The sequence below is a fragment of the Bacteroides sp. L008 genome (assembly GCF_040812255.1).
In the GTDB taxonomy this organism is placed as follows: Bacteria; Bacteroidota; Bacteroidia; order Bacteroidales; family Bacteroidaceae; genus Bacteroides; species Bacteroides vicugnae.
The window spans coordinates 916,305-930,379 of sequence record NZ_JBFNXO010000001.1; the positions used below are offsets into that span (position 1 = coordinate 916,305).

The 14,075-nt window shown below is 37.5% G+C and carries 7 protein-coding genes; 2 read left to right on the plus strand and 5 right to left on the minus strand.

What is annotated here, in order from left to right; translation table 11 throughout:
* Positions 1-11 precede the first annotated feature (11 nt).
* From AB3G73_RS03820 to AB3G73_RS03840, 5 genes are all read right to left on the minus strand, one after another.
* The gene (locus AB3G73_RS03820; RefSeq protein WP_148366795.1) at positions 12-1,202 is read right to left on the minus strand and encodes a DUF1735 and LamG domain-containing protein; all 1,191 of its coding nucleotides are present in this window, start codon (positions 1,200-1,202) and stop codon (positions 12-14) included.
* A gap of 8 nt (positions 1,203-1,210) precedes the next feature.
* Complete coding sequence (locus AB3G73_RS03825; RefSeq protein WP_234132225.1) at positions 1,211-2,344, minus strand: glycoside hydrolase family 18; 1,134 nt, start codon at positions 2,342-2,344, stop codon at positions 1,211-1,213.
* Positions 2,345-2,371: 27 nt separating this feature from the next.
* Positions 2,372-3,922 (minus strand): SusD/RagB family nutrient-binding outer membrane lipoprotein, encoded by a 1,551-nt coding sequence (locus AB3G73_RS03830; protein WP_148366793.1) that lies wholly within the window; start codon positions 3,920-3,922, stop codon positions 2,372-2,374.
* A gap of 17 nt (positions 3,923-3,939) precedes the next feature.
* Complete coding sequence (locus tag AB3G73_RS03835; RefSeq protein WP_229128685.1) at positions 3,940-6,741, minus strand: SusC/RagA family TonB-linked outer membrane protein; 2,802 nt, start codon at positions 6,739-6,741, stop codon at positions 3,940-3,942.
* Positions 6,742-7,484: 743 nt separating this feature from the next.
* Positions 7,485-8,720: a phage integrase SAM-like domain-containing protein gene (locus AB3G73_RS03840; RefSeq protein WP_367742910.1), complete on the minus strand. Its 1,236-nt coding sequence runs from the start codon at positions 8,718-8,720 to the stop codon at positions 7,485-7,487.
* A 377-nt stretch (positions 8,721-9,097) separates the two neighbouring features.
* Between AB3G73_RS03840 and AB3G73_RS03845 the strand changes: the two genes are divergently transcribed.
* Positions 9,098-12,400: a SusC/RagA family TonB-linked outer membrane protein gene (locus AB3G73_RS03845; RefSeq protein ID WP_367742914.1), complete on the plus strand. Its 3,303-nt coding sequence runs from the start codon at positions 9,098-9,100 to the stop codon at positions 12,398-12,400.
* Positions 12,401-12,422: 22 nt separating this feature from the next.
* On the plus strand, positions 12,423-14,060 hold the full coding sequence (locus AB3G73_RS03850; RefSeq protein ID WP_234132222.1) for a SusD/RagB family nutrient-binding outer membrane lipoprotein: 1,638 nt from the start codon (positions 12,423-12,425) through the stop codon (positions 14,058-14,060).
* The last annotated feature ends 15 nt before the right edge of the window (positions 14,061-14,075 follow it).

The following is a 14,075-nucleotide window of genomic DNA, read 5'->3' on the forward strand; positions in this document are numbered from 1 at the left end:
TTAAATTATTACTATTTCCATTCGGTAGATTTATCTGTAGATAAAATACCGTCAATCCAGGTAGGAGTAACAGAAGTAGTCAAAGTATGACCTTTGCCGGTTGCATCTTCGAATACATTGCCTTGTCCTTCATTGAATCGCCAATAAGCTTCCAGACCCACAGATTTTGGGCTAACTTGAGTCATGTTATTCTGAATTTGAGAAGCGGAACGAACTACAGACCAAATACGTGCTTCGCTCATCAAGATCTTACAACCACTCCACCATGTATCGGCAGAAAACCAACTTATACTGGAAAAAATAGTGGGTCCCGATGGAATACTCAAGACACCTGAATCTATTCCGTTAATATAAAGACGGTAAGATGAACCATCGCATACTAGAGCTAGATGTTGCCATTCATTAGGCTTAAAAGAATTGCTTGGATTCAAATAAAGACTATTACGACCCACAACTTGTACTAATGAATGAGCCTTGAAATTTTCATTATCAGACTGCGGGTCTTCAAAACGCAACAAGATATTATTCAGGGCATCACCGTTACCATTACTAAAAATAGCACGATTTCGATTATTCATATTACTTACTTGAAAACGAACCTCTATCGTATATTGTGCATACGTTTCAGATGATTCTGCATATTTATTAGAAGTTAAATTAGCAGAACCGGTAAACATCGGGGCTGAAAACTCAATAATACTTTCAGCTAAAATAACAAAAGTTCCGGTATTTTCCATTGGTGAAATGCTTCCATCCTGCAATACAAGTTTTACAGGCAGCGCATATGATTCTCCTGACTTCATCATTTCTTGGCTAAAAGCTTTCAAGGCAATAGAGAGGGCATCAGTGGCATACTGTCCGGCTTTCACTGTAATAGTTTCCGGTAGTGTATAATATCCTTCGGGCAACATTATATATCCGGTTCCATTAATGTGGTTATAAGCATCCAATACAGATTGGTCCGTGACCAACTTATAATGGTTGTCTGTAGAAGAAAGATTGCTAAGATGCACATTTAGAGTAGTAAAACTTTCGCCAGAGGCTTGTACAGTTACTTTTTGGCTTGTACTTGAAAGTGCTTCTTCAATATAAGCATGTGTGTCTAAAGCATCATATTTCGCATCTCCGCAACTTACCATACTTCCTAAGCCTGCTATAATTGCAGAGAAGTATAAAGTTCTTATATAATTCATACGTTTCATAGTTTACATTAATTTTTAAGTAATGAATGTGATGATGGATTCATAATCTGGATGGCACGACGTATATTCTTATATTCCGGTGAAGTACCAAATTCTGCTTCCATGTGATAAGTTCCTACCCCACCTTTACGGAAACCATTTCTAGGCTGCCAACGTGCCATGCCTTCCAAAGATTTCATACTATTCCCATAACGGTCGGTATAGGGATAACCGCCATCCATCGCAGCATCGGTCGCTTCGAAGTTTTCAGTCATTATAGTTCTTCTGGTGATTTCTTCCTCACTCATCACCCCATTAAAAGTAGCTATTAATGCCGGTCCCCATACGTTACCATCAATAAGTCTTCCATCCAAATTAGAATCACCACCCGGATTATAGGCTTGAATAATGAAATAATCAAAGTAAGTCCCAATTTCAGGTTTGGTACTAATTCTTTGAGGTTCACCATCAATGACCAATAGTTTTCCAGTCCCGGATTTCGGTCCCAGATACTTGCCTAATTCGTCAATAAAGAAAAACAAATGTTCATCTGAATTGACAATATTTCCGGTGTAGGGTCCGGCCACTGGTTCGTAATCTATATCAAATCCATCATAACCATATAGATTTAAAGTATCTACAATCGCTTTTGCATATTTGCGGATTGAAGTTTCTACTGCTTCTATATTACTCTCGTCTGACGGGTATCCCCAAAAATCATTAATAGCTTCCTGTTTACTATTATATCCCATTTCTTTCCAATTATCCAGTATGTTCTGTGGAGTCAGTTTGTCTCCTACACCACCGATAATTGAACAGTATATAATTTTTGTACCTTTCATGTTCTGGCAAAAAGCCATATCCTTGCGTTGAGCTTCAGAAAGATTTGTTCCATTATCCCAAATAGAAACAATATCTACGCTATCCGGAATACCAGCTAGAGAGCTTTTCATAAAAGCACCTTCACCACTCCAGCCGCCAAACCAGCCAAAGGCAACTTGGTGATCTGTCTGCTTATAGGCACGCAAGGCCGCATAATATTCATCCGATACGATCGATTCGGGAAAAGTTTTTGCTTCCGACTCCGTCCAGTCACTGCAACCGATCAATGAGGTCGTTGCCAGTGATATGAGTACAATGTATAATAAATAAATTTTCTTCATAAAAGTCCTTTTTATGCATTATATAAATTAGTTCTTCTTAGCCCACTTCAAGTCAGTAGCTTCATTATCAGCACCGTCAAGTTCTGCTACTCCCTGATCATAATTGGCTTTATTGTTTTGTGCCTCTGTATAAGGGAAGCTTAGACGACGCATACCGCGTTGGCTGCTCACACCACAATCAGATAGATTGTCAATGCAAGGATAAAGTTCCGGATAACCTGTACGACGATATTCAGCCCATGCTTCCAATCCTAATGGATAATTGGCGATCCATTTTTGAGTAATGACACGTTGGAAATTTTTTCCATTTACGTTATCAGCCTCGTTGTCATCCCACATCACACTTACTGTATTGGTAATTGTAGCAGTAGCATTTTGCACAGCATCACTTTCATGTGATACGACAGGAGCCTCGTCAATCTTCAAGTATTCAGTGGCTGAAACCTGATACTGTTCCATTGACAAATTAATGCCATCTTCATAATAGGCTTTTGCTGTTTTAGAACCGACATTCCAACCACGCAATTTTCCTTCTGCACGTAAAAAAGCCGTTTCTGCAGCACAGAAAACCATTAATTTAGAAGTTGCCGTATATGCAGGAATAGAGAATCCCGCTGCGTCTGCCTTTTTAAAATCAGCATCTCCAGTACGCATACCTACATATTCATCTGTTTTTCCGGTAAGGGTAGACTTATTAAAGAACTTCGGCATACGTGGATCGTCATATGCATTCATATAGTCTACAATATTTGCATTCACACGCAGATCACCCCAACTTACAGCTGCCAGTTGATATGGATTACTTTGTGTGCCACAAGAAAGCATAGCATTATCCGAGTTACTTTCAATCAATCCTGCCTTATGTGTTACTGCTGCTTCAGCTGCCTCTTGAGCAATGCTTGGCCATGTTCCGCTGATTCGCATTGCAACACGTAAACGCATTGAATTGGCTAGCTTAGCCCAGCCTGAATAATTTCCATCGAAAACCGGATCATTGGCTCCCAATGGGGCATTACCATTTGTTTCTACATAATAGTTGTACAAAACATCAGCTGCATTGGCTAAATCACTTAATATATTAGTATAGACCTGTTCCTGGGTATCATAAGATACATAGAAATTCCCCTTCTTTACTTGGCTGTAAGGCATCGGTCCATAACAATCTGCAACGCGAAGCATCGTTATGGCACGTATCATGCAGGCGAAAGCATAATAATGTCCGGTAGAATTAGTTGCTTCCTGTATCTGGAAAAAGTTTCCGTATATTTTTTCAAACGGAGTGTTCCAAGGGGTGGCATTCCAGGCGTCGCTCTGATTGAATGTACTGAAGTTTGTACCACTCCATGTGTTAGAACAGCATAGATAGCCACCTAACTGTCCCACCATCTGATCCTGCATTTGAGAGTCATTCTGCTGAATATTCACAATTGTTTCAATCATAGACTTCATCAAAGTAGCAGGGTCTGCATCATGAATTTGATATTGATTCGTATTATACTCCTCAAATTTATCGGTACAGCTTCCTGCCAGTAACAATAGAGCGGCACCGACTGTGATATTTCTTAAATATTTTCTCATAACATTAGCTTTTTCTTTTAGAATTGAACTTTCACATTAAAACCGAAGTTACGCAAGCTGGGTTGCATAAAGTAGTCTACATTCATATAATAGTTACTGGAGGTAGAGGCAGACAATTCCGGGTCGAATGGAGCTTTACAGTAGATCATCCATAAATTACGTCCTACAACACCTAAAGTAATATTCGCCACATTTTTAAACCATCTTTTAGGAAGTGTATAATTTAAGCTCAATTCCTGCAAACGTACATTGGTTGCACTATATAGATAATAACGGCCATAGCCACCTTCACCCGTACCGATAGCTTGGTAATACTTTTGGGCATCAACTTTACCGTTATTAATAGGAATACCACCATTATCACGAGCTGTTGCAGATGATTCCGACACTCCATAATAATCTAAAATACCTTGAGTAGCCGAATAAGCTAATCCGCCTACACGGGCTGATAATACAATTCCCAAGTCGATTCCTTTGTAATTGAAATGATTGGTCCATCCGAGGTTGAAATCAGCATCCAGATTACCGACTTTTACCGGAGTGTTTGATGAAGTGATACCCAGATTACCATTCTGATCGACTTTTATATTACCGTTATTGTCTTTTGTCAGTTGGTTGTATACATAGATATCGGTCATGGAACCTCCTTCTGTCAGGATGACGCGGGGAGCTACATTCTCTTTACCTAACCAACCCACATTCATTTCATCCATTTGGATAGCTTCTCCTGTCACAGGATTCACGCTGCCGCTTGCCAGTCGTTTCACCTTGTTACGGTTTAAAGTGAAGGTAGCATTAGAAGACCATCCGAATCCTGCCCATTTATCACTGAATCCTAAAGCTAATTCAATACCCTGATTTTGCACGTTACCGGCCTGTACAATCGCTTGTTTATATCCGGAAGAAGAGGGGATATCCACCTTAAATGTTTGGTTTAATGTGTTAGAACGATAGTAAGTAGCGTCTAAATTAAACCGATTTCCCCAGAATTTCAAGTTCAAACCGATTTCCCAGGATTTAGTCTTTTCAGGTTTCATATTGTCCATCGGATATACGGTCGGATTCGCCCAGTTATGTGTCTGGCTGTTGTATTCGTAACCCGGATTAGTAAGGAAACGATCAAAGGAAGAGGCTACCACTGTATACGAACCGCGTATTTTAGCATAAGAAATCACCTCTGGTAGTTTAACCATTTCTGATAATAAAGCCGATAAACCGACTGACGGATAAAAGAAAGATTTCTGTTTGGAGAATGCGAGTTTTGAATCCCAGTCATTACGTCCGGTTACAGTTAAATACAGTTGATTTTTCCAACTTAATTCAGCACTGGCAAAAATACTTTGAATTTCATCTTCATATCCGGTAGGGTCCGGTTTATAGTTGGCGGAGAAATTAATATTGTTGATCTGGAAGAAGTTGGGAATAACCAGGTCGCCTGCAATATATAACTGATCCATTGAAGTATGATATATGGAAGCACCAACATTGGCTGTTAAATGAAAATCACCGAATGTTTTATCTATATTGGCCAGGAAATCGGCATATAAAGAACGTTCCTGACGCATAGCATCTTCAAAACCACCGCTTACACCACAGAATGTTGTTAATGTAGAAGCTGATTTTTCGTTTTTATTCCGGTAGTCGGAGTTGTCCAGATTGACACGACCGACAACATTGAGCCAATCTGTAGCCTGCCATTTCAAAGAAGCGTTCATCATATAACGTTTCTTGTTGGAAGTACGGTTGATACGATTTTGTATCCAATATGGATTTTGTAATGACAAACTTGCATCACCATAAGGCCAATATTGCTCCATATAGCCGTAGTTAGTATTATAACGTTCATACAAACGAATTTCGTCAAAGTTGTCTCCACGAGGGAATAGATACAGTGATGGGAGAGGGTTATAATACTGTCCTTGAGAAACCATGTTTTTGTTGTTCTGAACGATATATTGTGCACCGATATCCAGAGTAAGCTTATCATTTAGAAAATGGGTGGTATTACGTGCCGTAAAATTATAACGGTTATAGGAGTTGTTCGGAAGAATACCACCAGAGTTAGTTGTAGAAGCAGAAAGATAGGTTTGGTTTTTGGTATTTCCTGTAGATAATGCTACCGAATTGATAACATTGGATCCTGTTTCAAAAAAGTCAGATGGGTTATATCGACGGTTTGTCAATTCTCCCCAGCTGAATAATCCGGAACTTGTGCCATAACGGTTCTGCATATCCGGCATGATATATGCTTTAGAAAAGGTAGTACTGTTGGATACTGTTATGGTAGTTTTCTCTGTTTGGCCTTTTTTAGTAGTAATTAAAACAACACCGTTTGCCGCAGCAGAACCATATAATGCTGCCGCTGAAGGACCGGTCATCATACTGATACTAGCAATATCATCCGGGTTTAAGTCAGCAACGGCATCTGATCCTCCCATGTCTCCGAATAACCCTTCACCACCGCTTTTCCCTGTATTAAAAATAGGTACACCGTCAATCACGTACAATGCATTGTTATCTTTAGTCAGAGATTTCATTCCACGCATAACAACACGTGTGGCACCACCAGCACCGGTTGCACCACTATTAATCTGAACACCGGCAACCTTTCCTGATAGTGAATTCATAAAATTGGCATCTTTTACAGCTGTCAATTCATCACCTTTTACTTCCTGTACATTATAACTTAATGCCTTTGTTGCACGCTTGATACCCAATGCAGTAACAACAACTTCATCCAATACTTGCGTATCTTCTCCTAAAGTTACTTTCAGAGGTTGAGCATTGGCAAGCGTGATTGCTTGGGAGAAACTGTGCATTATTATGATTAGGGAATAAAATATATAACACCTTTATTATTTATCAATAAGTAATTGTTCAAAATTAAACAGCATTATGCATATGATTGCAGTGTCTTGTCTCTACAATTCATCACCACCAATAATATTTATTATCTTTCACCTTTCTTCCGGACTCCCGATAAACAGGACGTTTACGGGTGAAGGGCGATTCTTTCACCTTACTTGGAAATGAAATATGCTCATAGATTATTTTTTATTGGGATGTTTTTTTAAAACATTGGGATGATTGTAAAAAACATCACAGTGTTTTTTACAATTAACGCAATGATTTTAGAAAGTACTGTTACAACATTCTTTCGATATGAATGTAACGATGAAGAGTCCCCCTTCACCCATAAACGGCCTAGTCACCGGGTGTTCATAAAAAAGGTGAAAGGGGATAGAAAAAAACATATATGTAGGAAAATCAAATATTGTTTTACCAATTCTCTAAAGCTATGCTTTTCGTTCCCTAAAGCTATGCTTCAAGTAAGTAAAATGTAGAACAGATACTTATAGACTTTATAAACATTATCATCATGCAAATGGCTTATTTATAAAATTTGACGTAAAGCTGTCTAATTGATATATAACATGATTTTTCTGTAATTAAAAATAAATATGAAAAGTCCATTTATCTCTTCTGTTTTTTCACAAATTGTTGTATTGAAAAACTAGAGAAAATAAAGAATGTACATACAATTTGCATGCACTATTCTAATTTAAATATTAAAGTCAGTAAGCAATTGAGCATTTCTTATTCTTTCTTCTTTCTCAAAATAGGCTAGATAGTTTTCTGTGACAGCTAAATTGGAGTGCCCCAAACTTTCTGAAATATAAGAAGTCTTAGCACCTGCACGTTTTAGAACTGTTGCAAATGAATGCCTAGCGGTGTAGGTTGTTAATTGAGAAATCCCTGTATTTTGAGCTATCTTTTTGAGTCTTCTATTGCATTTAGTAACAATACGCCTCACTAGCCTAACTCTTTCAAACGCATTTTCTGTTCCGTCAGCGTATTTAAAGATATATGTTTGTGGATTAATTCTAGGATTCCCCCATTTATGAATGATATTCCACATTTCCGGAGTTATTATTGCATGTATTTCTTTACTATGTTTAGCTGTCCTCGAAGTTTTAGAACGTACAAAGCATATCTCTCCATCTACAATATTTGAATACTGAAGAAATAGTAAATCCATGAAATTGATACCATTGCATAAATAAGAAAATACCCATAGATCTCGAAACTCTTCTATATCTTTTGTTCCATCTTGATAGGACATTACTTTTTTTATATCAGCAAGAGTGAGTGCTAATTTACGTCCACAGCCTTCAGGAATCTCATATTTATTTTTTCCAAAAGGAAATGATGATTCTTTTAATATGCCATCTTGTATAGCACGATTTAGTATGCACTTTAAAGCTCTGAAATAAATACTAATGCTTGAATAGCTCTTACCTTTTGAAAGCCAGAAACGCTCACATCGTTTGAGCCAATCTACTGTAATTCTTTCTAAAGGAATATATGTTCCGCCAAAACTCTCTAAACTTTTTAGTGCACTCTGATAACTTAGATAAGTACTTGCCTGCTCATTGTCTTTTAGTTCTTTCATTTTCAGATTAAAAGCATTATGCAGGTTCATATCTTTCATTTGTCTTCCTAACCTAATACTTAAAGTCTCAATATTAAATTCACCCTTTTGTATTAGTTCATTAATATGCTGTTTTACATTAGAAAAACTACTTTCTATATCACTTCGTATCTCTGTCAATAACCTGCTTTTCGCTTTTAGCAGTCGGTTCCAATCTTCTTTTGAAAGTTCCTTTCCTGTTGAGTAATACTTTTGTTTTCTTCTGAATACCACTTGAACTTTAATAGGAAACAACCCGTTCTTTTTCACTCTTCTGGTATCTAATATGGTTAATACAGAGACTCCATCTCTTGAATATTTGAACATAAAAATGAATGTTTATATCTATACATTAACTGAAATATACATGATTTGTATGCAAAATGTATGCAAATATAATAAATCAGCCTGATTTCAATAAGTGTATAAGATTCTATTTATCAAATATTTGAGTATTTATTTTTCAATTAGGAATTTGCTTTTATTATTTTTTTTCAAAAAAAATCTTATCTTCGTTTAGTAAGGTTACAACATAGAATGTATTACTATTGAATAAGCGCTTATGGAATTTATTTTAAGTGTAACCTTTAAATTTATTAATTATGAGAAACAGAGATACATGAAACCTTTGTGTGAAAACGGTAATTTTAGTTACCGTTCCTAATTAAATTCTCTAAAAACTATTTCTAATTAAAAAGAATAAGATGAAAGAAATTATAAAACACAAGTTCTCATACTTGTTATTCTTCCTTTTGTTGGCTTCGTGTTTTGCTTCAGCTTATGGGCAAGAACGAACGATCACTCTTAATCTATCAAAAGTACCCTTAAATACTGCTTTGAAAGAAGTTGAGAGACAAACCTCAATGTCAGTAGTCTATAACACAAATGATGTTGATATAAATCGCATCATATCCATCAAGGTAACAAAAGAATCTCTGAATAATGTAATGAATCAGTTGTTCAGAGGAGTTAATGTCAGTTTTTCAATAGTAGATAATCATATTGTACTTTCTGCAAAGAGTAATAAAGAAGATCAGCAGAAAAAAGCTCCAATTATGGCGAGTGGTACTGTTACCGATTCAAAAGGAGAACCATTGATCGGAGTTAGTATTCTGGTAAAAGGAACTTCAAATGGTACTATCACTGATATGGATGGAAATTTCAAAATACAGGCTGCCAAAGGTGATGTACTTGAAGTATCTTATATCGGTTATGCCTCCCAAGCAATCACGCTTGCCAATGCTCAACCTCTGAAAATCTCAATGGGTGAAGATACAAAAGTGCTGGACGAAGTAGTTGTTACAGCATTAGGTATCAAACGTTCCGAGAAAGCATTAAGCTATAATGTACAGCAAGTAAAAGGTGATGAACTGACAACAGTGAAAGACGCCAACTTTATGAATAGTTTGAATGGAAAAGTTGCTGGTGTAAACATCCAACGTAGTGCATCCGGTGTGGGTGGTGGTACTCGCGTTGTGATGCGCGGTAATAAATCCATTGCAGGTCAGAACAATGTACTATATGTAGTGGATGGTGTACCTATCGGAAATAAAGCTGATCGTTCGGGAGACGGTACAGGCTTTGTAGGAATGACCTCCGGTGAAGGTATAGCTAATTTCAATCCAGATGATATTGAAAGCTTATCTGTATTGACCGGGCCATCAGCTGCTGCGTTGTATGGTGCAAACGCAGCTAATGGTGTTATCTTAATCAATACAAAGAAAGGTGCACAAGGCGTTATGCGTTTGAATGTATCCTCTTCAGTAGAATTTGCCAATCCATTCGTAATGCCGGAATTTCAGAACACTTATGGAAATGTTTCGGGTAATTACTTTTCTTGGGGAGAAAAAATGGAGAATCCATATTCCTGGGAGCCTAGAGACTTCTATAATACAGGAGCTACTTTCAATAATTCGTTCAACCTTTCAATGGGAACAGAGAAAAATCAGACATATATTTCTGCTTCCGCAGTGAACTCTAATGGTATGGTTGAAAATAATAAATATCACCGTTATAATGTAACATTCCGCAATACTGCAAAATTCCTGAATGATAAGTTAACATTAGATGTATCTGCTAGCTATGTTCGCGAATACTACAATAACATGGTATCTTTTGGTACATACTTTAACCCTATCGTAGGAGCTTATCTATATCCGCGAGGTATGAACTTTGAAAGTGAAAAGTATTTCGAACGCTATGATAATGAATTGGGATATAATGCACAGAGTTGGCAACCAGGTAGTATGGGTATGGATGTACAGAATCCATATTGGATTGCTTACCGTAACTTGCGTCCTGAAGTTAAAGACCGCTACATGTTGTATTCGAGCTTGAAATATGATATAACAAGTTTTTTGAATGTTGCAGGTCGTCTCCGTATGGATAATACATATTCCGAATCAGAAGACAGACGCTATGCATCTACTACCAGTACTTTTGCCGGAGAAAATGGCCGTTATAAATACTCAAATGAATTTTACAAACAGAAATATGCAGATATCATGATAAACTTTGACAAACAGTTTGCCCAAGTTTATCATGCTACAGTGAATGCGGGTGTATCTTTCGAAGAATATGATACCAAAGGACATGGATATGGTGGAGACTTATTATTGGTACCCAACAAATTCACTTATGGAAATGTAAATCCATCTGTAGCCAGTCCTTTTGAAACAGGAGGTGATTCTCGTACGCAAAACTTTGCAACTTTCGCATCCGCAGAACTTGCATGGAATTCAGCCTTGTATTTAACATTAACTGGGCGTGCAGATAAACCATCGCAATTGGTTAATAGTAAAGAGCAATGGATTTTCTATCCATCAGTAGGTCTTTCTGCTATTGTTACCGAGCTTTTGCCTGATAATATTCGTGAAAGTATCAATCCTGTATTAGGTTATTTCAAAGTTAGAGGCTCATTTACAGAAGTAGGTTCTCCGATTCCATTTACAGGTCTGACACCAGGAACGATTACTCATAAACTAGAAAATGGTACTGTATCTCCTTTCGAATACTATCCTTTGAGTGATTTGAAAGCTGAACGTACTCGTTCGTACGAATTAGGAATCGATACCAGATGGTTTAACAATACAATTACTTTGGGTGTGACAGTATATCATTCTAATACTTACAATCAGTTATTGAAAGCTGATATGCCAGGAAGCAGTGGATATAAATATATGTATGTTCAAGCTGGTAATGTACAGAATAGAGGTATTGAGATGACATTAGGCTATGATCAGACATTCGGTGAATTTAATTATAATACTACTTTCACAGCTACTGCCAACAGAAACAAAATTAAGAAGTTAGCTTCTAATGTAAAGAACCCTGTTAATGGCGAATTGCTGGATTTAAGTGATATTCAACTGGGACGCTTCCGTCTCCGTGAAGGAGGTGAAGTGGGTGCGTTATATGCCGACCGCCGAGTTGAAAGGAATGAAGAAGGATATGTTCTCTACAATCCAGGACAGACCTTGGCTACAGAAAAGACTACACCGTTTAAGATCGGGTCAGTCAATCCTAAATGGAACTTAGGCTGGAGACATGGATTCAACTATAAGGGTATTAATGCTAATGTCATGTTTACTGCAAGAATCGGTGGTAACGTAATCTCAAAGACCCAAGCCACCTTAGACCGTTTTGGTGTATCTAAAGCATCAGCTAATGCTCGCGACGCAGGTTATGTAATGCTAGGTAATATAAAGATGCAACCGGAAGATTATTATGGGACTATTTATGACTTAGACTCATATTATGTATATTCTGCAACAAACGTTCGTCTACAAGAAGCTAGTATCGGTTATACCCTACCTAACAAGTGGTTCGGTGATGTAGTGAAGAACGTAAATATTTCCGTGTATGGTACTAACTTATGGATGATCTATAATAAGGCTCCTTATGATCCTGAATTAACAGCATCTACAGGTACATTTGGTCAAGGCTATGACTATTTTATGCTGCCTAGCAGTCGTACGTATGGTTTTAGTTTGAAATTTGGATTCTAATTATTTATTAATAATTGAAATTATGAAATTTAAGAAATACTTATTAGTGGTCTTTTCGCTAGGCTTATTAACAGCTTGCGAGGATTATATAGATATCAATAAAAGTACTACTGGTGTAACAGACGAAGAACTGGAAGCAGGTGGATTAATCTACGGAACTCAGTTGATGGAAATGCAGCAACGTGTTATTCCCATCGGTTCGCCAAGTAAAACAACTGATCCGGGTAATGATCTGGCAGTTACAGATGTGATGTCATCAGCCCAATATATCGGCTTTTTTGGCATGAATAATAACTGGAAACTAAGTACAGAAGCTACATGGGATTTTGCTGACAATCGAATGAGTTATGCATACGAACAACTTTATATGAAAGTATATCAGCCTTGGGTGCAAATATATCAAAAGATTGGAAATAGCGAAGAACCAGAGAAACAAGAAATTATGGCAATATTTAATGTCGTAAGAGTTGCTGGTTGGTTAAGAGCTACCGACTGTTTTGGCCCTATTGTATATTCTAACGCAGGAAATGGTGACATCGCTCCAATGTTGGATAAGCAGGAAGACGTATATAAAGCTATGTTGAAAGATTTAGCTACTTGTGCTGATATTCTGAACAAATCGACTTCTAAGATTATGCCGAAGTACGATTTGATTTATGACGGAGATCCGATTAAATGGACTAAATTGGCCAACTCATTAATGTTGAGAATGGCAGTTCGTACTCACTTTGTCAACAAAGATTTAGCTGTAGAATATATTCAGAAAGCGTTGAATCCGAGGAATGGAGGCGTGATTGAAAGTAAAACAGATGAAGCAAAAATTGGTAATACAAGTAAATTCCCATTATTAAACTCTTTAATCGCAACAATCGATTACAAAGAAAACCGCATGGGTGCCACAGCTTGGTCTTACTTAACAGGTTATAACGATCCCCGAATAGACAAATATTACACAAAGGGTACATACAACAAGGTTAGTGGATACTATTGTATTGCTCCCGGTAATACCTTAGGCAAGGCCGAAGGCGACAATACCGCAGAGTTCGCTTCTTGCCCGAAAGTAGAAAACGCAGATCCTTTATACTGGTTCAGAGCTTCCGAAACTTTCTTTTTGAAGGCCGAAGCTGCATTGTATGGTTTAACTGAAGGAAATGTGAAAGACTTATATGAGGCAGGAGTAAGACTGTCTATGGATGAATGGGGCATTGCAGAAGCAGCAGCCACTACCTATTTAAACAATAGTGCACAACCTGCAACACTAAATTCGCCAAGTAACTATTACTATGCTGGTGGCAAATCCTATAATTCTGATATTACTGCAGGAAATATAACTCCTAAATGGGATGATGCAGCTTCAGAGGAAACGAAACTGCAACGGATTATCACACAGAAATATCTGGCTCTTTATCCTAATGGGGTAGAAGCTTGGACAGAGTATCGTCGGACTGGATTTCCTTATTTGGCTAGTGTATTTGATAATACTCTGTACAATAAGATAGGTGCGACAGAGAAAACCAGAGCTCCAGAACGTTTCAGTTTTGCAGCAAAAGAATATAGTGGTAATCCCAATATGTCTTCCATCACTACATTGTTGAATGGTCCGGATAAAGGTGGTACTAAACTTTGGTGGGTACGTACTAACAGACCTGTCCAAAATTAATCAATCAATTGTTTT